Consider the following 21416-nt stretch of genomic DNA (forward strand, 5'->3'; position numbering starts at 1 on the left):
AATTTATAATTCCAACCGCAATATCCCGAAAATGAAAATTTTAATCTTACACAAATGGCTAATAACAGGCGGCATTGAGCGCGTATTGATTGATTATCTGCATATTTTTACTCAACTTGGGCATCAAGTTGATTTATCCTTAAAATATGACTTTAATAATCAATGTGCGCTGCTGGAACAAATCCCCCAGCACATCAAAATAGATTATTTTGCCAATGCTCAACAAACTGCTGCAAAAGAGTGGAAAAAGCAGCATCGCAAAGATAATTTAGCCAATAGAATCGCTTATGAATGGCAACGCATTATTGAGCAAAAAAACTATCGCGATTATTTGGCTTCGCGTGTTGTCAATTACAATTTAGTCATTGATTTTAGTGATTGTTTGGACGATATAATGCGTATGCCAAAATTCTTGCAACCGCATTTTCCACCAACTTTGCGTTGGGTACATTTGGCTTTATCCAAGGAACCCATTTTGTCAAATAAACAAAAGCGACGATTTACTGCTATTTTTTCTCAGCATACGGGTGTTGTTGCGATTTGCGATGCGATGCGTCAGCAAATTCAAGAAAATATTGACTTGCCTGAACATAAATTGTTTTGTTTGCACAATCCGATTGCGCTGGACAACATTCAAAAACAAGCAGCGTTGCCTGTTTCAAACACGCATCAAGCGTTGTTGCAACAACCTTTCCTTTTTCAAGCTGCAAGACTTGAATCTGTTAAAAACTTGTTTGAATTAATTGATATTTATGCTGCATTAAAAAGCAATCATTCTATTCAGCACAAACTGTACATTGCAGGCGACGGTAGTTTGAAAAATGAATTACAACATAAAATTGATAGCTTAAATTTAAGCCAAGATTGCTTGCTTTTAGGCAATTTAGATAATCCTTATCCTTTTTTTAAAGCGGCAACTTTATTTTTGCACACTTCCACGCGCGAAGGTTTGCCAACGGTTTTGCTGGAAAGTATGGCTTGTGGAACGCCTGTTGTGGCAATGAATTGTCCAACTGGCGTGGCAGATATATTGGGTAAACAAAGCGAGTATGGCAAATTGATTCCTATGCACAATCAGCAAATGTTTCAAGAAACAGTTATCTCTTTATTAAATGATGCCGAACAGCTTGCTCAATATCAACAAAAAGCAACGCAACGTGCAGCAGATTTTAGCGCAGAGCAAATCAGCCAAAATGTGCAGTCTATTTTAGAAATGCTTAAACCATGATTTCTACCTATATCATCTCCCTAGCCAGCGAAACCCAACGCCGAGCGCACATGAAAGCGCAAGCCGAGCGTTATCAACTCAATGCCGCATTTTTTGATGCGGTGGATATGCGCCAAGCCACGCAAACGGATATTGAACATTTAAGCGTTCTGCCAAAACATAAAAAGCCCAAAAAACAGCGTTGGTTAAGCAAGGGCGAGCTGGGGTGTGCTTTGAGTCATCATCAAATTTATCAAGAAATGATAAATAAACAGCTAGATTATGCGTTTATTTTGGAAGACGATGCCCGTTTTTTGCAATCACCAAAAGCTTTGTTGTTGCCCGAAAATCTACGCAAAATTGCTGCTCAATATGATTTTGATATTTTGATTTTGGGTTATGTAAAAACGCTGGAACATCAATTGCCGTATTATCATCGCCGTATTCCAATTAAAAAACGTGCAACATTGCAACTGCCCGAACAAACGATTCAATTTGGCACGCCTTGGGAACAATATGGCTGTGGCGCAGTGGCTTATGTGATTACTAAAAAAGGCGCGGAAAAGCTGCTCAACATCACGCAAAAACCATGCGTCCCAGCCGATGATTGGCTATATTTTGAGCAACATTGCGGTGTAAAAGTGCTGCACGCTCGCCCTACTTTTGTGCTGGAAGATTTGGAACAGTTGATCAGCACCATTCGGGTAGAAAAAGCCAATTTTTTGCAACCCAAGTTGTCCAGCATTATCATTCGCAGCATCAAAGGCTGGTGTAAACACATCGCCATGAATTATTTGGGATTTAAATAATGTACGACCACATTTCCTTTCACACCGAAGACGCGCCACACATCACGCCCGAGCAAGCTGCACAGCACATGGGTTATTATTTTGCGTGGGCGATTTCACAAAACTTACACAGCAATTCGGCGGCTGCCCTGCCCCATTTTGCCGATGTGCAGGCTGGTTTGATATCGGGCGCGGATTTTGTGTTGCAGCAGCTCAACGGCGGCTTGGACGAAACGTGTTTTAATGCGCTGGGCAATCGTTTTACCCAGTTTTATTATGAAGATGAAGACGAAGGCTACGGGCAATTTATGGCGGATTATTTTGCCGAACTGGATTTGCAAAACGAAGCCGATTTGTATCAAGTAACGTGGCAGCCTGCACTGCAACAACAGCTCAATGCGGTTTTTCAGCAAGCGTTTTTGCGCTGGAAAAGCAGCCTGCGCCCTGTGGAATAAATCAACATGAAACTAATTATCCTAGACCGAGACGGCGTGATTAACCACGATAGCGACCAGTTTATTAAATCGCCCGATGAATGGTTGCCCATTGCAGGCAGCATGGACGCAATTGCGTTTTTGACCCAAGCTGGCTATACGATTGCGGTGGCGACCAATCAATCGGGCATTGCACGTGGTTATTTTACCGTGCAAACCCTCAACGAAATGCACACCAAAATGCACAAACTCATCCGCCAAGCAGGTGGCGAAATCAGCGGCGTATGGTTTTGCCCCCACGCCGCCGACAGCAAATGCGATTGCCGCAAACCCAAATCAGGCATGATTTTAGACATTATCACGCGCTTCAATGCCCAAGCTGGCGACACTTATTTGGTGGGCGACAGTTTGCGCGATTTACAAGCGATTGCAGCGGTGGGCGGCAAGCCTATTTTGGTTAAAACAGGCAAAGGCAGCAAAACGCTAGAAACGGAACAAGCCAACTTGCCACAAGGCACGCAAATTTTTGATGATTTAATGGCGTTTTCACAATATTTGTTACAACAAAAAAACGCTGTAACCCCCTAATACTTAAACACAATAATGATGGAATTTTATATGAACGCATTTCGTATCGGGCTACACGGCATAAGCGGTGTGGCAGTCGCGATTTTAGCTGCTTGTTCTACGCAGCAAACGTCCAAGCAGCCTGCACCTTTGTTGCCAACGCAAACCCCAGTCGCGCCAATGGGCGTGCAGACTTATCAACGAACCAAAGAAACGCCCGATAAAATCATCGCCGATTTCGCACGCTTGGAAAGCACGCTAGCTGCGGTTAACAATGGAAACGACACGGCTGCATCGCAATTTTTGGCAACGCAAAGCCAAAGCGATATGGGCGAAAAAGTCCGCAATGCGTGGCTAAAAAGTTTAGGGCAACGCAATCAAGTGGCATTGTTCCAACAACAATACGCGCTGCTGCCTGCCGATGGCAGAGACCAAGAAGTGCGTTGCTACGCTCATGCTTTTGGCATCGAAAATCAAGCCGATTTTGTGCAGGCTGCTTTGGAAGAAACAGGCAAAACTTCTGCTGGCTGCGCGATTATGTTGCAAAACAAAGCAAGCAGCCTGCACCCTAGTCGCGCTTGGCGACGGGTTCGCAGCTTGATTGCTGCCGACCAAATCACCCACGCCAACAATTTGGCAGTGGCTTTGGGTAGCCCACTCAACAGCGCAACTGGCTTTGGCGCACAAGAAACGGCTTTACGCAGCGTGATTAGCCCAGCCGCGCAAAAATCGCCCGAAACAGCGGCAGCACGTTTACAGCAAATCGCGCCCACTTTGAACAGCGAACAAGTAGGCTTTGCGTGGGGCGTGTTGGGTTTGGTGCAGGCAAAACGTCAAAATTTTGCCCAAGCCTTGCAATATTATCGCCAAGCCGACCGCAATCAATTAAGCACCGAACAATTTGAATGGTTTGCCCGCTCCGCTTTGCGTCAGCAAAATTGGGCGGAATTGGCGCAGATTATCGCGTCTATGCCAGCCAAATTGCAAAACGACCCAACTTGGCTCTATTGGCGCGGACGCAGTTTGGCGGCGACAGGCAACCAAACACAGGCTGCTTCGCTGTATCAACAAGCGGCGCGAAGTGGACGCAATTTTTACGCCGTTTTGGCAAGCGAAGAATTGGGGCAACGCATCAACACGCAAAACAATGTGGTGGCTGCCGATGCCAACCAAGTGAATCAGCTCAACCAAGATGGCTCGATTCATCGTGCATTGAGCCTGTATTACACCAGCAAACAACAAAACAACTGGAAAATGCGTCGCCAAGCGCAAAACGAATGGCGATACGCCACACGTGGCATGAACGAAGCCACTTTACTGACCGCAGCGCAAGTCGCGTTTAATCATCAATTTTACGAAATGGCGATTAACAGCGCGGAACGCACCGACCAGTTGCTTAATTACCAACTGCGCTACATCACGCCGTTTCGCGATTTGGTTACGCGATACAGCCAACAACATGGGGTAGATGCAGCGTGGGTGTATGGCTTAATCCGCCAAGAAAGCCGTTTTGTGATGGGCGCACAATCCAGCGTAGGCGCACAAGGTTTGATGCAAGTGATGCCAGCCACTGCACAAGAAATCGCGCGTAAAATCGGCATGAGCAGCAGCGAACTGTATAGCACGGAAGGCAATATCCGCATGGGAACATGGTATATGGCAGATGCACGCAGAAGCCTGAAAAACAACGATGTTTTGGCAACCGCTGGCTACAACGCAGGGCCTGGACGCGCACGCCAATGGCAAGGTTCAGCAATGGAAGGCGCGATTTATGCCGAGACGATTCCGTTTAACGAAACACGCGATTATGTGAAAAAAGTAATGACTAACGCGGTGTATTACGCCAGCTTGTTGGGCGAGCGTCAAACTTCGCTCAAACAGCGCATGGGCGTTGTGCCTGCGAAATAAATCGCACAAACTGCTTTAAAAGCCAACCAAAAAGGAAACCGAAATGAAATTATATGTTTACGACCATTGCCCTTATTCCGTTCGCGCCAGAATGGCAGTCGGTTTGCATCGCTTGCCAGTCGAAATGGTATATTTGCTAAACGATGACGAAGCCACGCCGATTAGCTTAATTGGCGCAAAACAAGTGCCGATTTTGCAAAAAGACGACGGCTCGCACATGGGCGAAAGCCTAGACATTGTGCATTATTTGCAGCAATACGCAGGCAAAGCACCGCTAAACGTCACTATTCGCCCCGAAGTGCAAGCGTGGTTTGACCGCTTTGGCAAATACGGCAATCACTTGATTATGCCGCGCGATGTGCAGCTCAACTTGCCCGAATTTGCCACCCAAGCGGCGATTGATTATTTTGTCACAAAAAAAGAAGCCAACGTGGGCAAATTTAGCGATTTATTGGCGCAAAGCGATGCTTATATTGCGCGTGCTAATCAAGAATTGGCGCAACTGGCAACGCTGTTATCACCCTCATCGCATTATTTAAATGGCACAGATTTGAGCTTGGAAGACATCATCATCTTCCCATTATTGCGTAATTTGAGCATGGTGCGCGACGTGGACTATCCAGCCATTGTGCGCGATTATGTGGATTTTATGGCGCAAGAAAGTCAAATCAATTTGTATTTTGACCGCGCGATTTAAATCAACCAAATAAATTAAATTGACAAAATAAAGTGCAGGCTGCTTTGAGATGAATTTCAAAGCAGCCTGCATTTTTTGATGATTTAATTAGTGTAATTCACGATACAAGCTATTGAGCCATTTATCACGATTTTCGCCTGTGTAAGGTTTACCAAATTGGTCTAACAAATGCAAACGCTGTCCGTTTTCCACTTGCTCCAATGCCACGAATAATTGCGGTGCTTCGTTGGCAGGTGCGGCTTCGGCTTTGTCATCAGAACCAAACCAGCGGCTAAACCAACCCGATTTTTTGTTGTCTGCTGCGGCTTGTGCCAAGGCTTCGCTTTCGCTTGGCGCGGCTTTAACCACGAACATTCCGCGTTCGGCAACAAATTGTTGTACGGTCAAGCCCACGCGGTCTAATGCTGCACCAATGCGGTTGATGTTGCGTTCTGCTGCACCAAATACCACCAAGCTGCCATTGTCCAATTTCGCAAATTGTGTGCCTTGCGCTTGGTCAGCTTTGGCGGCTACTTGGCTTTGAATCGTGGCTTCATCTGCGCCCAAGTATTGCATAAATCGTGCCAAGAACGCTGCTTCTAAATTTGGGTCGTTGGCGCGCGGCTGCCAAACCGTACCATCTTTATCTTTGCTATTGTAAACTTCTTCTAAGCCTTTGTGCGTGAAGAAAATATCCAAGCCATTTTGATTGTTGCGCTCCATGCGAATCAGGAATTTATCGCGCTCACTGGTGGTGTAAACACCGCCCATGCCAACGGCTTCAAACAAACGGCGCAAACCTTGGTTTGGCAATTTGGCGCGGTTTTCTGCCCAATCGGTTTCCATCAAACCTGCGCTTGGCTCTTCCGAATAAATGGTGAAACCTGCTTCTTGCCAGAATGCGCGCAAAATCGGCCACATTTCGTTGGCATTTTTTTCATCAACCACTAACCAACGGTGCGAGCCGCTGCGTTCCAAACGAACATTTTTTGCTTGCGCCAATACGGCTTGGCGTGGTGTGGCTTCATTCAAAGCATTGGGATTGGCAACCGTACCTGCTGGCAAGTTATATAAATTGCCGTTGCGTGGGTCGTTCAAATCTGGCGGTACTTCCAAGCTCACGATTTTGTTGGTTTGCGATTGATAATCCAACTTCGGCGTTTCTTTGTTGCTAGAACAAGCTGCCAAACTCAAAACTGCCAACAGGCTAACTAAATATTTTTTTTGCATTACGACTGCTTCCTTAATGTTAAATAGATTGATTAAACGATTGCCGATGCTTTTAAAGCAGCCTGCACTTTTTCTTGTCCTGCTTCGCTCAATGGCAAAATAGGTAAGCGAACGTGTGCGTCACATAAGCCTAATTTTTCTAACGCCCATTTTGCAGCGGCAGGACTAGGTTCACAGAACATCACATCGTAAATAGGGATAAGCTGTTCGTTCAAGGCTTTGGCGGCGGCAATTTCGCCATTGATGGCATGGCGACACATTTGCGCGAATGCTTTGGGTGCAACGTTTGCCGCAACAGTGATTACGCCGTGTCCACCGCATAACAAAAATGGCAAGCCCGTTGGGTCATCGCCCGAATAAATGGCAAAATCTTTTGGTGCATCTTTAAACAAAGACAAAGCACGCGCTACACCGCCGCTGGCTTCTTTTACGCCAACAATATTGGGGATTTGCGCCAATCGCAAAATGGTTTCGTTGCTCATGTTCACAACGGTGCGACCTGGCACATTATAGATAATCATGGGGATAGAAGTCGCTTTGGCAATCGCTTTAAAGTGCTGATAAATGCCTTCTTGCGATGGCTTGTTGTAATACGGCACAACCGATAGCGTGTAATCTGCGCCCAATTTTTCTGCCGATTTAGACAACTCAATAGCTTCGCGCGTATTGTTCGCCCCCGTGCCAGCAATCACAGGAATGCGTTTATTGACTTGTTTAACAGTCGCTTCCACCACAGCCAAATGTTCATTAACCGATAAAGTGGCGGATTCGCCTGTTGTGCCGACTGCGACAATCGCGTCCGTTCCATTGGCAATGTGCCATTCAATCAAAGTATTCAGCTGCTCATAATTCACGCTGCCATCTGCATTCATGGGCGTAATCAAAGCAACAAGGCTACCAGTTAGCATAAAGTGTACCTTTTTATTGGCGTTACAAACGATAGCGGATTGTAGCCTACTTTCGCGATTGTGCAAAATAGATAATGACGGCATGCAAATCCAATACAAAATGTAAAGATTGGTAAATAAAAAGCAGCCTGCAAGCAAAAATAACAATCACTATCAAATTAAGTTTTTATTTTTAAATATTTTTCTTTATTGATAACGCATTTCATCATTGATTATAGCAATGGTTAAATTTGATAATTGTTTGTATTTTAAACAACTTTTTGCCAAACCAAAAAACCGCTGCTACAATCTGCCCCCATTGCAAATCACTACATTTTTTGAAAGGAAACATCATGCAAGGCAATAAAGAAGTTATCGATTACATGAACTTTTTGCTGTCAAACGAATTGGCAGCGCGCGACCAATATTTTATCCACTCACGCATGTACTCTGAATGGGGCTACACCAAATTGTTCGACCGCATTGGTCACGAAATGGAAGACGAAACGGCTCATGCAGAAGGTTTTATTCGCCGCATTTTGATGCTGGGTGGCACGCCAAACATGGTGTCTGCGCCTGTTAAAGTAGGCAAAGATATTTTGGAAATGCTGCAATTTGATTTGGATACCGAATTGGAAGTGCGCGAAAACCTGAAAAAAGGCGTGAAATTGTGCGAAGAGCAACAAGATTACGTTACGCGCGAATTGCTGGTTAATCAGTTGAAAGACACCGAAGAAGACCACGCACACTGGTTGGAACAACAACTTCGCTTAATCAAAATTTTGGGCGAACAAAATTATCTGCAAAGTCAAATTTAATAGGAGCGTGTTATGCAAGGCGATCGTCAAGTTATTCGTCAATTAAACAAAAACTTGGGCTTGTTGTTGGTTACGATTAACCAATACTTCCTGCACGCTCGCATTCTGAAAAACTGGGGTTTTGAAGAATTGGGCGAACATTTCTACAAAAGCTCTATCGTGGAAATGAAACAAGCCGATGCGATTATTGAGCGCGTGTTGTTGTTGGAAGGTTTACCCAATCTGCAAGAATTGGGCAAATTGTTGATTGGCGAAACGCCTGAAGAAATCATTCGTTGCGATTTGGCAAAAGAACAAGAAAAACACACTGCGTTAGTTGAAGCGATTCAAACCTGCGAAGAGCAACAAGATTATGTATCGCGTCAGCTGTTGGAAAAACAAAAAGATGTGAACGAAGAACGCATCGACTGGCTGGAAACGCAGTTGGAGCAAATCGAGAAAATCGGTTTACAAAACTATTTGCAACTGGGTGCGCAAGAGGACTAACACAAACCACTACCAATAAACCCTTGGTAAACCCAAACGCAAACGCCTGCACATTTTTGTGTGGGCGTTTTTTTGTGCGTTAAACAGCAAAAGCAGCCTGCACTTTTGGTAAACATAAAATGCAGGCTGCTTTATAATACTTTCTTTTTCACACGAACCAACCGCCATGCTATTAACTCTTTCTTTGCGTGATTTTGTGATTGTAGAACAATTAAATTTGGACTTTCAGAACGGTTTTACCGTTTTGACAGGCGAAACGGGTGCAGGCAAATCCATCACGCTAGACGCGTTATCCCTGCTGCTGGGCGACAAAGCCGATTACAGCCAAGTGCGACAAGGCGCAAAAGAAGCGCAGCTATCCGCCTTGTTTGACGTGTCCGATTTGCCCGCGCTGCAACAAGAATTGCGCGAACAAGGCTTGCTGGACGCAGACAGCACCGAGCTATCGATTCGCCGCATTATTGATGCCAAAGGCAAAAGCCGCAGTTTTATCAACAACCAAGCAGCCACACTGGTGCAGTTAAAACAAATTGGCTCACAACTGATTGATATACATGGTCAAAACGCCCATCATTCGCTCAATCACGAAGCCGCGCAACGACAATTATTGGACGCATTTGCAGGCTGCTTGGATTTGGTAGAACAAACCAAAAGCGACTATCAAACATGGCAACACGCCAAACAATCGCTATTGAACGCGCAAACGCAATCGGAAAACTTGGCGATTGAACGCGAACGTTTAGAATGGCAAGTCAATGAATTAGCACAATTAAATCTGCAAACAGGCGAATGGGAAACGCTCAATCAAGCGTATGACAGCTTGTCCAATGCCGATGATTTATTGCAGGCTGCTTATGACGTGCAAGACATGGTGAGCGGCGACAATGGCTTGCGAGCCTTAACGCGCCGTTGTCAAAAGACTTTGGACAAGCTCGGCAATATTGAACCGCGCTTTGCCGAAAGTTTGGAAATGCTGGCAAGCATTGAAGTGGAATTGAGTGAAATTAATCATTTAATGGGCAACTTAATTGACAGCGTGGAAATCAATCCCAACGAACTTGCCGCCAAAGAACAGCGCATTCAAGAATTGATGTCGATGGCGCGAAAATACCGCGTTGAGCCTGAACATTTACCGCAAAAATGGGCAGAAATTGAAAGCAGCCTGCACGATTTGGAAGCGTCTGCCGATTTGGAAGCCTTGCAAAAATTGGTTAGCCAAACCGAAAACAGCTACATGGAACACGCGCAAAAATTGTCGGAAAAACGCCACAAAGCCGCGCAAAAATTGGCGCAAGAAACCACCGAACACATGCAACAACTGGCAATGAAAGGCGCGAAATTTCACATAGAACTGTTGCCAGCCAGCCCTGCGGCGCACGGTTTGGAGCAGATGCAATATCAAGTGGCGGCAAACAAAGGCTCGCTGCTGCGTCCGCTCAACAAAGTGGCATCGGGTGGCGAATTAGCGCGGATTAGTTTGTCTATTCAAGTGGTTACCAGCCAATATACGCACGTTCCGACTTTGATTTTTGATGAAGTGGATACGGGCATTGGCGGTGGCGTTGCCGAAACGGTTGGGCGTGCTTTGCGAACTTTGGGGCAACAGCATCAAGTGCTGGCGATTACGCATTTGCCGCAAGTGGCAGCGTATGGCGAGCATCATTGGCAAGTGGCAAAACGCAGCGATGGCGAACAGACGATTAGCGAAATTCGCGTACTGGACAACGAATCGCGCGTGCAAGAAATTGCACGTATGCTGGGCGGCGAAAAAATTACCGATACGACTTTGAACCATGCCAGCGAGATGTTGAATTTGCCACGAGACTAGCGTGAGTATGGCGGCGCAACGCCATGTCCTGATTAAAAAGCAGCCTGCACATTCGGAGAACGAAATGTGCAGGCTGCTTTTGTGTGATTTGGCGTACCCGACTGGGTTCGAACCAGCGACCTTCAGCTTCGGAAACTGACACTCTTCCAACTGAGCTACGGATACGGATTGCAAAATGGAAGCCAGCAAGAATACCCGAAATTGCCTAGCTTGGCAAAAATAAATTTGGCTGCCAAACCAAGAAAACCTGCAATTATTTGATAAAAACTAAATTTATCAACTTGGAAAGACCACACAAATTCAGTATAATCGCGCAAATTATTGTTAAAACAAATTAAGCAATAAGCAACACATTCCTCCTCACCACTACTAAAAAGACGAGGCAACTCTCAAATGAAACCATTTAAACATCAAGCCAAAGGCTCTGCTTTAACAACCTTATTGGGTGGCGTTATTATTTTAATTTCTGTCTTATATTTGCTGGTTAAACTGGCTGGCAGTGGCTACTACCGCGATGTAGCAGACAGCACGTCTAGCGCGACCGAAACACGCATTATGCCTAGTGGTCGCTTAACTATGGGCGATGGTACAGAACCTGGTCAGCGCACGGGCAAACAGGTATTTGATAAGGTTTGTGTGCAATGCCACGCGGCAGATAGCACGATTGCTTACGCCCCCAAAGTTACGCACAACGACCAGTGGGCTGCTCGTATTGCACAAGGCTTTGAGACTTTGATTAAACACGCCGTTGAAGGCTTTAAAGGCACACAAGGCGGTGTGATGCCAGCCAAAGGTGGTGATACGACTTTAACCGATGAAGAAGTGGCGCGTGCAGTAGCTTATATGGCAAATCAATCTGGCGCAAATTTTGATGAATCGGGTAAGGCGTCAGGAAGTTCGGCTGCTGCTAGTTCAGCTCCTGCTTCCGCACCCGTTGCAAGCGATGCAGCTGCTGCACCAGTGGCAGCAAGTGGTCGCGGTAAAGAAGTATTTGAGCAATCTTGCCAAGCATGCCATGGCGCAACAGCTGCCATTCCATTTGCACCTAAATTGACCAATAAAGAAGAATGGGCTCCGCGCATTGCAAAAGGCGAAGAGACCCTATTTAAACATGCGATTGAAGGCTATACCAATCCAAAAGGTGGCATGATGCCAGCCAAAGGCGGTAATGTTTCAATTAGCGATGACGACATCAAAGCAGTTGTCCGTTACATGGTTGAACAATCTAAATAATCTATCCAAAAACAAAACCACATCTTTTTAAACGAAAGATGTGGTTTTTTGTTTATGCTGCAAACTGCTCGGTTGCCGCCAACAATGCCTGCGTGATTTCTGGCTCAAATGCCGAATGTCCTGCACACACAATTTGCAATTTGGCTTCTGGAAAGGCGCGGTGCAAATCGTAAGCAGCCTGCACTGGCGTACACATATCGTATCGCCCTTGCACACAATCACAGTCGGGATATGGCGAATTTTATCTATGTGATTGAGCAAAGCGCGTTCATCGTCCAGCCAACAATGGTGGGTAAAATATAGTGGATTAAATTTAGATTAGGACAAGGCGACAACGACCGCCGTGTACAGCTAGTACATAAGGGAGTTGGCAACGCGGTACTAATCTAAATTTAATTCACTATACATTTGATGGATTGCCGACACTTGCAGCCAGCCACTTTGATAAGGCTCTTGAATTGGATACATCATTTTTTCCCAATAAAAAATGCAGGCTGCCCGATAAACATCAGGCAGCCTGCACTCTCATCTTAATAATTATTCAGCAGCAGCAACCACTGCAACAGTGATGCTAGCAACGGCGTCGGCGTGCAAAGCCAACTCAACTTCGTATTCGCCAACCGCTTTCAATGGGCCGTTTGGCAAACGAACGTCTGCTTTTACAACTTCTACACCAGTTGCTTTGATTGCGTCAGCAATGTCCGCATTGGTAACAGAACCAAACAAGCGACCGTCCACACCTGCTTTTTGTGCCACAGTGATGGTTTGACCGTCCAATTTTGCTTTACGCGCTTGTGCGTCAGCCAAAATAGCAGCTTGTTTTGCTTCCAATTCCGCGCGGCGAGCTTCAAACTCTTTCAAGTTTGCTTCGGTAGCGCGTTTTGCTTTTCCAGTAGGAATCAAGAAATTGCGAGCGTAACCATTTTTTACAGTTACTACATCACCCAAGTTGCCCAAACCAGCAACGCGTTCCAACAAGATAATTTGCATAATGTAAACTCCTAATTATTTATGTTGGTCAGTGTAAGGCAACAAAGCCAAGAAACGAGCGCGTTTCACTGCCACAGCCAATTGGCGTTGGTAGTGTGCTTTTGTACCTGTGATGCGAGCGGGAATGATTTTGCCGTTTTCAGTGATGAAATCTTTTAGCAAATCAACTTGTTTGTAATCCACTTCTTGGATTTTTTCTGCTGTAAAACGGCAGAATTTGCGGCGTTTAAATGTTTGACGAGCCATGTCGTTTAACCTTTATATTCTGTAATGTGTTGAATTCGCAGTATGGGGCGAATAATGCGTTGGCTGCGTTGCGCCAAAAAACCTGTTACGGTTACCATTTCGCCCTGCCGATACTGCCAAACCTGAGCATTTTGACCGATGATTTTAGCAGGTAATTCAAATCTAACCTGATGCTTTAAACCATTTTCTTCTTGCCAACTTTCGTGTTGCAGCACCACATCTAACACCGCAACACCTGCGGGCGTGTAACGCAAAACATCGACTTTATGTAGGCAAGCGGTCAAGATAAATTGATTGTTCAATTATGCTTCGGCTGCTTCTTCGCTTGCTGCTTCTTCTGAAATCAGGCTTTTTGATTTCTCTTCACGCATCATTGGAGACGCTTCGGTTACAGCAGCTTTGGTTTGAATAGTCAAATGACGCAATACCGCATCGTTAAAACGGAAAGCAGTTTCCAATTCTTCAACAGTTGCAGGGGTTGCTTCAATGTTCATCAATACATAATGTGCTTTATGTACTTTGTTGATTGGGTAAGCCAATTGACGGCGACCCCAGTCTTCCAAGCGGTGGATTTTGCCGCTAGCTTCGGTAATCATGGTTTTATAGCGTTCTACCATTGCAGGCACTTGCTCGCTTTGGTCAGGATGAACGATAAACACGATTTCGTAATGACGCATGTTATCTCCTTACGGTTGATTAAAAACAGCTACTCGCCATGCGATTTGCGAGTAGCAAGGTTACAAAGGGCGTGATTATACATAGCCTAAAAATAAAACGCAAATTAAATCTGATAGCTAAATATGCAGGCTGCTTTTTTGATTTGCACATTCAAAATCGGTACAATCCACGCCTGTTATTTAATCAACAAAAGGAACAATCATGGCTCAACATCACAAATTGATTATTTTAGGCTCTGGCCCTGCTGGTTATTCGGCGGCAGTGTATGCGGCTCGCGCCAATTTGCAACCTGTTATCATCACAGGTATGGCGCAAGGCGGTCAGTTGATGACGACTACCGAAGTGGACAACTACCCTGCTTTTGCCGATGGCGTGCAAGGCCCTGAATTGATGGAACACTTTCTGAAACACGCAGAACGCTTTGGCACGCAAATTGTGTTTGACCAAATCAATGCAGTGGATTTGCAGCAACGTCCGTTCACGCTCAAAGGCGATATGAGCGAATACACTTGCGATGCGTTGATTATTGCAACTGGCGCGTCTGCCAAATATTTGGGTTTACACAGCGAAGAGCAATTTGCAGGCAAAGGCGTGTCGGCTTGCGCCACTTGCGATGGCTTTTTCTACAAAGGTCAAGATGTGGCAGTGGTTGGCGGTGGCAATACGGCGGTGGAAGAAGCTTTGTATTTGGCGAACATTGCCAGCAACGTAACGCTGATCCATCGCCGCGACACGTTCCGTGCCGAAAAAATCATGGTAGAAAAATTGATGCAGCGCGTGGCGGAAGGCAAAATCATCTTAAAAACCAATGCGGTTTTGGCAGAAATTTTGGGCGATGAAATGGGCGTTACGGGCGTACGTTTGCAAAACAACGATGGCAGCAGCGAAGACATTACCGTAAAAGGCGTGTTTATTGCGATTGGACATCAGCCCAATACCAAGATTTTTAAAGGTCAGCTAGACATGGACGCAACGGGTTATTTAATCACCAAAGGCGGCAACGAAGGCAACGTGGGCGCGACCAATATTGAAGGCGTTTGGGCGGCTGGCGATGTGAAAGACCATGTGTACCGTCAAGCGATTACCAGCGCGGCAAGCGGTTGTCAAGCGGCTTTGGACGCGGAACGTTGGTTGGATAGTTTGGCATAATAGATTGGTGAATACAAAAGCGGCCTGCACTTTTTCTGTTGATAGAAAGTGCAGGCCGCTTTTTCATATTGGCAATCTATTTCCTTAACCGCAACGCATTCCACACCACCAACAACGAACTCGCGCTCATGCCAATCGCCGCTTTCCAAGGCGACACCCAACCAACAATCGCCAACGGCACAACAATCACATTGTAAACCGTTGCCCAAATCAAATTCTGCCGAATAATCGCCTGCGTTTTCGCCGCCTGTCGCAACATCAACGGCAACGCGCCCAAATCATCATTCAACAACACAATATCCGCGCCATCTCGCGCCACGTCCGCGCTGCCAGCCACCGCCACCGACACATCAGCCGCCGCCAACACAGGCGCATCGTTAATGCCATCGCCCAACATCAACACACGTTTGCCCTGCGCTTGAAGCTGCTGCATATAACGCAATTTGTCTTCGGGCGTGGCGGCGGCTTGGCGGTGTTCAATCGCCAAATCATCGGCTAATTGATTGACCGCTGCCGCATTGTCGCCGCTCAAAATATGCACCGCGATAGACTGCGAACATAACGCCGCCAACACGTCCGCTACATCGGCTCTTACCGTGTCGCGCAGCAAAAAGGCTGCCTGAAAACCGTGTTGGTTACCCAACACAATCACGCTGCCTTGTTGCGCCAATTCCGACAATTTTTCAGGCAGGCTGCCTGAAATTTCCGCCACAAAATCAGGTTTGCCAATCGCCCAAATTTGCGTGTGATTGTGCAACGTGATTTGCGCCGACACGCCATGCCCGATTTTGTTTAATTTTTGTGCGATGTGAATGTGATTTTCCGCGCTTTCGTCCATTTGCGTGGCGGAATGCGAACCCCCACCCCAACCCTCCCCCACAAGGGGAGGGAGCGTAAGCGATAAATTCAAAATCGCTCGCGCAATCGGGTGTTCTGAATGTTGTTCCAATAATTTCGCGATTGCAATCAAATCCGTATCGTGCAGGCTGCCTGAAAAATTGTGAAATTGCGTAACCGATAATTTCCCCTCCGTCAGCGTCCCTGTTTTATCAAAAACTGCGTCCGATACTTGCGCCAGCGTTTCCAAAGCGTGTCCACGCGCCACCAACACGCCTGCATTCGCCAACCGCCCCATGCTTGCCGCCAACGCAGTCGGCGTTGCCAACGACAACGCGCAAGGGCAAGTAATCACGAGCAACGCCACCACAATCCACACTGCTTGCACCACATCGGCATACCACCACCACGCGATAAAAGTCGGAATCGCCAACACAATTTGCGCCAAGGTAAACACAGACGCATATTTTTCCGCCAACATCGCCAAACGTGGCTTTTGCGACAAAGCGCGGTCAAGCAATTTCACAATGTGCGCCAATCGCGTTTGATTGCCCACTTGTTGTGCCTGAATGATTAACGGGCTTGCCGTATTCAACGTGCCAGCCGTAACTTGGCTGCCTGAATTTTTTTGAATCGGCACACTTTCGCCCGTCAGCATGGCTTCGTTGATTTCACTTTCGCCGCGCAACACCACGCCATCAACAGGCACAATTTCGCCAGCGCGAACCAACAACACATCGCCCGATTTCAACGTAACGACTGCCGCTTCTTCCGTTTGTTCCGCGTCTAAATTGATGATTTTGTGGCAAAACGCAGGAACAAGTTTAACCAAACGCTCCGCCGCGTCGCCAGCCTTGCGTCTTGCCGATTGCTCCATAAATCGCCCAATCAACAAGAAAAACACCAACATCGCAATGCTTTCAAAATACAAGCCTTCGCTCGCGCCTTTCCACAACGCACCCAAACCTGCAATAAATGTCATCGTAATCGCCAGCGCAATCGGCGTATCCATGCCTGTGCGTTTATTGCGGAAATCACGCCACGCGCCTTGATAAAACGGTTGCGCCGAATAAAACAGCGCAGGCAGCACCATCAAAAAGCCGCCCCAATGCAAAATCGTCAAATATTGCGGTTCAATATCGCCATACAAATAAGTCGGCAATGCAAACATCATCGTTTGCATACTCGCCAAACCTGCAACGGCTAGGCGAATCAGCATTTTTTTGCGTTCACGTTGGGCTTGCGCTTCCACTTTTTGCGTATCGTAAGGCGAGGCGGTATAGCCAGTTTGTTGAATTAAATGCAAAATTTGTGAAAGCTGTACACGGCTATTGTCCCAACGCACACGCGCACGTTGGGTGCTGTAATTCAATTCCACTTTCACGATACCGCTTTGGCGCAAAAGTTGTTGCTCAATCAACCAAGTACACGCCGCGCAAGTGATGCCGCTTAACATGAGCATGGCTTCTTTTTCGTTTTGCGGCAGCACTTCCACAAATTCCGCTTGCACTTCGGGCAAATCGTACAATTTCAGTTGCGCCAAAATTTCATCGGGCGGCAAGGCAGCTTTTTCCGCGTTGGCGGTGCGGTTTTTGTAATAGCTGCCCAACCCAGCGTCAATAATGCCCTGCGCGACTGCTTGGCAGCCTGCACAACAAGCAGGTTCTTCTCGTTGTTCGTAGCGAATGGAGAGATGCGTGTTTTCGGGAACAGGTAAGCCGCAATGGAAACAGGTTTTTGAGTCGTTCATGGTGTGAACCTTACAAAGCAGCCTGCACTTTAAATCCATAAAATGCAGGCTGCTTTTTTTAAGATGATTAAGATTTATGGATGTTTATAGCGATTATACGCAAACAAATATTGCAACGGAAAATGGCGTATCCAATGCTCAATATTTTGATTGATGACACGCGCATCGTGGGCTTTGTCGCCTGTGAACTCGCCTTGCACAGGGGCGATGTGCAGCGCAAAGCCTTGTCCATTAGGCAAACGTTCTCCCACAAAAAACAGCGTAACCACATTATTGACTTGCGCCAATTTGCCAGCCAGCGTCATGGTGTAAGCAGGTTGTCCAAAAAAATCTACCCACACACCGTCGCCGCCTTCGTGCGGATTGGGAACGTGGTCAGGCAACACAATCGTCGCTTCGCCTTGACGCAAAGCTTTGATAACTTGCTTTACGCCTTGCAAATTGGTGGGCGCGGTTCTGCCTTTGCCACGCTGCCGCCCTTGTTGCATGATTTGGTCAAACGCTTGAATTTTGGGCGGTTTGTACATTGCCGTTAAAGGGCAAGGCAAACGCTCGCTGATGTATCGCCCTGCCAAATCGTAACTGCCCAAATGCGGTGTAATCAACAACAAACCTGCACCTTGCTGCTGCGCCTGTTCAACGTGTTCCCAGCCATACACTTGGGTAAACAACGCGCTAATTTGTGCAGGCTGCCTAAAACACGCAATCGCTAGTTCCAAACCGCTTTTTACGGTTTCTTGGCACACTTGCAACACAGCGCGGCGATGATTGGGCAACTGGGCAAACGCCAAATTTTGCCGAATGCGGCGGCGGTCGGGCGGCGATGCGACATACAGCACATAACCCAACACATCGCCCAACCAATGCAGCACAGGCAAAGGCAAGGCGGCAAGCAGTTTAAATAAACATTTCAACATCAAAAGCAGCCTGCACGTTTAAGGCAACAACGCCACGTTGTCCAAACCAGCGGTTTCGGGCAAATCAAACATAATATTCATGTTTTGCACCGCCTGACCTGCCGCGCCTTTGACCAAATTGTCTTGCACGCTCAACAAAATCCACACATTGCCAGTGTATTCGGGCGCACGTTGCACCGCGATTCGGCACACGTTCGCGCCACGCACGCTACGGGTTTCGGGCGTGCTGCCCATGGGCATCACATCAACAAATAGGCTGTTGGCATAATATTGTTGCAATAAATCATGCGGTTGAACGCCGTCTTTTAAGTGAACATAAGTCGTGGCGTGCATACCGCGAATCATCGGCGTTAGGTGTGGCACAAAAATAAATTGTTGGGCGACTTCGTGTTGCAGCGATTGAATCGTTTGCTTGATTTCGGGCAAATGGCGATGACCTGCCACGCCATAGGCTTTGAAATTGTCGCCTGCTTCGCACAACAACGTACCAACCACGGCTTTGCGTCCTGCACCCGATACGCCCGATTTGCAGTCGGCAATAATCGGCATATTCGGCAACAAGGCTTGTTGTTGCAGCAACGGAATCAGCGGCAACGACACACAAGTCGGGTAGCAGCCTGGGTTGGCAACCAAACGCGCTTGCTGAATTTGAGCGCGATTGAGTTCGCACAAACCATAAACCGCTTCTTGCAAAGCAGCCTGCGCGGTAAACGGCAAGCCATACCATTTTTCCCACGTTGGCACATCTTGAATACGGAAATCGGCAGACAAATCAATCACGCGCACGCCTTGTTCCAGCAATGCTGGGGCATCGCGCATGGCAACACCGTGTGGCGTGGCAAAAAACACGACATCACATTGATTCAATTGCGCTTGCTCTGGGTCTTGAAAGGTTAAATCATACACACCGCGCAAGCTGGGAAAATAGTCGGCAATGTGTACGCCTGCTTCGCCACGACTGGTGATGGCGGTTACTTCTGCGTGTGGGTGTTTTGCCAACAAGCGCAACAATTCCACGCCTGTGTAGCCCGTTGCGCCGACAATGCCAATTTTGAGTTTGCTGGTCATGAGAAAATCCTGTTTTGAATGTGAAGGTTATAAAGTGCAGGCTGCTTTTTTATGCGATTTACGGCTTGAGCGGATATTTGCGACTTGCTTTTGGCGGAATAGCCTGACTACGTGCCAACAACATCAAGCAGCCTGCAAAAATCATACCAAACGCAATCAACGGTTTGAGCATATAACCTTCTTCCGATACGGCATACAACACGCCGCCGATATACATCAACAACGGCGCAGACACCACCGATTGTTTGTTGATACCGTCTAGCAGCAAAGTCAAAATGCCTGTGATGACCAACACCGCCGCGATAATCACCGAAGTAGCAGGAAACCAGCCCATGCTACGCAACAACCAAATCGCACCAACCACAATCAAAAATAAAGGGAAAAACAAAGACGGCTGTTTCATGGTGATTCCTTATGCTGGGTCAAAAATTAATTTCGTTTTGGTTCATCTGGGCGCAATTCGCCAGCCAGTTTATCCAAAATGCTATTGATGAACTTGTGGCTATCTGTGCCGCCAAAAGTTTTGGTCAATTCCACCGCTTCGTTAATCACAACAGGATACGGTGTTTGTGGCATAGCTGCCAATTCGTGCGTTGCCAGCAACAAAATCGCGCGTTCAATCGGATTAACGGCATTTTCATCGCGGTCAAGATGTGGGCGAATGTGTTGCATATATTCGCGTTGATTTTGATGTGCGCCAAAAAACAATTCGGTAAACAATTCGTTATCAGCATTTTTGAAATCGCCATGTTCGCGCATATGGCTTGCCACTTCGGCAGCAATAGACTGATTCATCGCCACTTGATACAAAGCCTGCACGGCAAATTCACGCGCACGGCGGCGTGGCGATTTTTTGGTTTTGGGTTGATTCATCTTACTTTCCATACAAGTTATACATCGTATCGCGCTTGAATTTCGCGCAACAAGTTTGCCATTTCCACCGCGACCAAAGCAGCGTCTGTGGCTTTTTCTTCAATGCGAACATGGGCTTGCTCGTCATTTTCGGTTGTTAAAATCGCGTTGGCAATCGGGATATTGAAATCCAAGCCCACACGAGTTACGCCTGCGCCAGATTCGTTGGACACCAATTCAAAGTGATACGTTTCGCCACGAATCACTGCGCCAAACGCAATCAGCGCGTCAAATGCTTCGGTTGCCGCCAAGTTTTGCAACGCCAACGGCACTTCCAACGCGCCTGCTACGGTGGTCAGCGTGATGTCGCTATCTGCCACGCCCAATTCCAACAATTTAGCGTGCGCCACTTTAACCATTGCGCTGCCAATTTCATTGCTAAAACGCGCTTGAACAATGCCAATTTTTAAGCCTTTGCCTTGTGGCAAAGCAGAAATCGTATTCATATTTTGTTCCTATTCTTTGGGCTGCCAATCGGATACAGCCGTAAATTGTTCGGTGTTATCGTCCCATTCCCATGCGCCAAACGATTGTTGCATAAGTGGGGCAATTTCGGGGTTTTCGTCCAAGATTTCGCTCAATGGCAGCACTTGGAAATTATCGGGATTGTTGGCATATTCATCGCTTTCTTGTCCGCTGAATAATCGCCAACCGCTGTCGTTGGGAAAGTCGGCTTGTTCGTGATACAAAAAGCCAATCGGCTCGCCTTGGTCGCTGACTTGGCGGCTCACAATCGCCAACGATAAGGCGGCGGATAAGGCTCGTGCAAAGGGGTTGTTCATGTGATTTGGGTATCCAAAATAAAGG

Annotated in this window: 25 protein-coding genes and 1 tRNA gene; 11 read left to right on the plus strand and 15 right to left on the minus strand. The window is 46.9% G+C overall.

Features of this window, described 5'->3' with window-relative positions:
* Window positions 1-31: 31 nt before the first annotated feature.
* Genes BQ5809_RS09250 through grxB form a run of 6 tightly spaced genes read left to right on the plus strand, consistent with a single transcriptional unit; the run spans window position 32 to window position 5601 of the window.
* Entirely contained in the window at window positions 32-1228 is a 1197-nt protein-coding gene (locus BQ5809_RS09250; protein ID WP_003786866.1) for a glycosyltransferase, read from the plus strand.
* Complete coding sequence (locus BQ5809_RS09255) at window positions 1225-2016, plus strand: glycosyltransferase family 25 protein (RefSeq protein ID WP_003786865.1); 792 nt, start codon at window positions 1225-1227, stop codon at window positions 2014-2016. The genes BQ5809_RS09250 and BQ5809_RS09255 overlap by 4 nt, the downstream gene beginning before the upstream one ends.
* Entirely contained in the window at window positions 2016-2450 is a 435-nt protein-coding gene (locus BQ5809_RS09260) for a DUF7832 domain-containing protein (RefSeq protein WP_003786863.1), read from the plus strand. The genes BQ5809_RS09255 and BQ5809_RS09260 overlap by 1 nt, the downstream gene beginning before the upstream one ends.
* Window positions 2451-2456: 6 nt before the next feature.
* Window positions 2457-3017 (plus strand): D-glycero-beta-D-manno-heptose 1,7-bisphosphate 7-phosphatase, encoded by a 561-nt coding sequence (gene gmhB, locus BQ5809_RS09265; RefSeq protein WP_003786861.1) that lies wholly within the window; start codon window positions 2457-2459, stop codon window positions 3015-3017.
* Between the two features lie 30 nt (window positions 3018-3047).
* Entirely contained in the window at window positions 3048-4904 is a 1857-nt protein-coding gene (locus tag BQ5809_RS09270) for a lytic transglycosylase domain-containing protein (RefSeq protein ID WP_032827714.1), read from the plus strand.
* 43 nt (window positions 4905-4947) lie between these two features.
* Window positions 4948-5601, plus strand: a complete 654-nt coding sequence (grxB, locus tag BQ5809_RS09275; protein WP_003786858.1) for a glutaredoxin 2 — start codon at window positions 4948-4950, stop codon at window positions 5599-5601.
* Window positions 5602-5688: 87 nt separating this feature from the next.
* On the opposite strand, the gene bamC is transcribed toward grxB, so the two are convergent.
* The gene (gene bamC / locus BQ5809_RS09280) at window positions 5689-6810 is read right to left on the minus strand and encodes an outer membrane protein assembly factor BamC (RefSeq protein ID WP_003786857.1); all 1122 of its coding nucleotides are present in this window, start codon (window positions 6808-6810) and stop codon (window positions 5689-5691) included.
* Between the two features lie 32 nt (window positions 6811-6842).
* Window positions 6843-7718 carry a 4-hydroxy-tetrahydrodipicolinate synthase gene (gene dapA / locus BQ5809_RS09285; protein WP_032827713.1) on the minus strand — a complete coding sequence of 292 codons (876 nt, stop codon included), beginning with the start codon at window positions 7716-7718 and terminating at the stop codon, window positions 6843-6845.
* A 332-nt stretch (window positions 7719-8050) separates the two neighbouring features.
* Here dapA and bfr (BQ5809_RS09290) point away from each other — a divergent pair, with 332 nt between their 5' ends.
* From bfr (BQ5809_RS09290) to recN, 3 genes are all read left to right on the plus strand, one after another.
* On the plus strand, window positions 8051-8515 hold the full coding sequence (gene bfr, locus BQ5809_RS09290; protein WP_003786850.1) for a bacterioferritin: 465 nt from the start codon (window positions 8051-8053) through the stop codon (window positions 8513-8515).
* A 12-nt stretch (window positions 8516-8527) separates the two neighbouring features.
* Window positions 8528-9001 (plus strand): bacterioferritin, encoded by a 474-nt coding sequence (gene bfr, locus BQ5809_RS09295; protein WP_003786848.1) that lies wholly within the window; start codon window positions 8528-8530, stop codon window positions 8999-9001.
* A gap of 166 nt (window positions 9002-9167) precedes the next feature.
* Window positions 9168-10829: a DNA repair protein RecN gene (gene recN / locus BQ5809_RS09300; RefSeq protein WP_003786844.1), complete on the plus strand. Its 1662-nt coding sequence runs from the start codon at window positions 9168-9170 to the stop codon at window positions 10827-10829.
* Between the two features lie 89 nt (window positions 10830-10918).
* On the opposite strand, the gene BQ5809_RS09305 is transcribed toward recN, so the two are convergent.
* A tRNA-Arg gene (locus BQ5809_RS09305) sits at window positions 10919-10994 on the minus strand.
* A gap of 228 nt (window positions 10995-11222) precedes the next feature.
* On the opposite strand from BQ5809_RS09305, the gene BQ5809_RS09310 reads away from it, so the two are divergent.
* Window positions 11223-12062, plus strand: a complete 840-nt coding sequence (locus BQ5809_RS09310) for a c-type cytochrome (RefSeq protein WP_003786842.1) — start codon at window positions 11223-11225, stop codon at window positions 12060-12062.
* Window positions 12063-12114: 52 nt separating this feature from the next.
* Here the strand turns inward: BQ5809_RS09310 and BQ5809_RS11170 are convergent, their stop codons facing one another.
* From BQ5809_RS11170 to rpsF, 5 genes are all read right to left on the minus strand, one after another.
* Entirely contained in the window at window positions 12115-12258 is a 144-nt protein-coding gene (locus BQ5809_RS11170) for a hypothetical protein (protein WP_019390006.1), read from the minus strand.
* A 341-nt stretch (window positions 12259-12599) separates the two neighbouring features.
* Window positions 12600-13052 (minus strand): 50S ribosomal protein L9, encoded by a 453-nt coding sequence (gene rplI, locus BQ5809_RS09315; protein WP_003786838.1) that lies wholly within the window; start codon window positions 13050-13052, stop codon window positions 12600-12602.
* A gap of 15 nt (window positions 13053-13067) precedes the next feature.
* On the minus strand, window positions 13068-13298 hold the full coding sequence (gene rpsR, locus BQ5809_RS09320; protein WP_002641495.1) for a 30S ribosomal protein S18: 231 nt from the start codon (window positions 13296-13298) through the stop codon (window positions 13068-13070).
* 5 nt (window positions 13299-13303) lie between these two features.
* A complete protein-coding gene (gene priB / locus BQ5809_RS09325) occupies window positions 13304-13600 on the minus strand; it encodes a primosomal replication protein N (protein ID WP_003786837.1) in 297 nt (98 codons plus the stop codon).
* Window positions 13601-13975 (minus strand): 30S ribosomal protein S6, encoded by a 375-nt coding sequence (rpsF, locus tag BQ5809_RS09330; protein WP_003786836.1) that lies wholly within the window; start codon window positions 13973-13975, stop codon window positions 13601-13603.
* Window positions 13976-14177: 202 nt separating this feature from the next.
* Here rpsF and trxB point away from each other — a divergent pair, with 202 nt between their 5' ends.
* The gene (gene trxB / locus BQ5809_RS09335; RefSeq protein ID WP_003786831.1) at window positions 14178-15125 is read left to right on the plus strand and encodes a thioredoxin-disulfide reductase; all 948 of its coding nucleotides are present in this window, start codon (window positions 14178-14180) and stop codon (window positions 15123-15125) included.
* Between the two features lie 76 nt (window positions 15126-15201).
* Here trxB and BQ5809_RS09340 read toward each other — a convergent pair whose 3' ends face one another.
* From BQ5809_RS09340 to BQ5809_RS09370, 7 genes are all read right to left on the minus strand, one after another.
* Window positions 15202-17712 (minus strand): heavy metal translocating P-type ATPase, encoded by a 2511-nt coding sequence (locus BQ5809_RS09340; RefSeq protein WP_032827712.1) that lies wholly within the window; start codon window positions 17710-17712, stop codon window positions 15202-15204.
* A 74-nt stretch (window positions 17713-17786) separates the two neighbouring features.
* On the minus strand, window positions 17787-18629 hold the full coding sequence (locus tag BQ5809_RS09345) for a lysophospholipid acyltransferase family protein (protein ID WP_003786828.1): 843 nt from the start codon (window positions 18627-18629) through the stop codon (window positions 17787-17789).
* 18 nt (window positions 18630-18647) lie between these two features.
* Entirely contained in the window at window positions 18648-19697 is a 1050-nt protein-coding gene (gene argC, locus BQ5809_RS09350) for an N-acetyl-gamma-glutamyl-phosphate reductase (RefSeq protein ID WP_003786826.1), read from the minus strand.
* 58 nt (window positions 19698-19755) lie between these two features.
* Entirely contained in the window at window positions 19756-20100 is a 345-nt protein-coding gene (locus BQ5809_RS09355; protein ID WP_003786824.1) for a hypothetical protein, read from the minus strand.
* Between the two features lie 26 nt (window positions 20101-20126).
* Window positions 20127-20570 (minus strand): transcription antitermination factor NusB, encoded by a 444-nt coding sequence (gene nusB, locus BQ5809_RS09360; RefSeq protein ID WP_003790367.1) that lies wholly within the window; start codon window positions 20568-20570, stop codon window positions 20127-20129.
* Between the two features lie 17 nt (window positions 20571-20587).
* Complete coding sequence (gene ribH / locus BQ5809_RS09365) at window positions 20588-21055, minus strand: 6,7-dimethyl-8-ribityllumazine synthase (protein WP_003786819.1); 468 nt, start codon at window positions 21053-21055, stop codon at window positions 20588-20590.
* Window positions 21056-21064: 9 nt separating this feature from the next.
* Window positions 21065-21391 carry a DUF2185 domain-containing protein gene (locus BQ5809_RS09370; protein WP_003786818.1) on the minus strand — a complete coding sequence of 109 codons (327 nt, stop codon included), beginning with the start codon at window positions 21389-21391 and terminating at the stop codon, window positions 21065-21067.
* Window positions 21392-21416 lie beyond the last annotated feature (25 nt).

The organism is Kingella kingae ATCC 23330 (assembly GCF_900111845.1).
Taxonomy (GTDB): domain Bacteria; phylum Pseudomonadota; class Gammaproteobacteria; order Burkholderiales; family Neisseriaceae; genus Kingella; species Kingella kingae.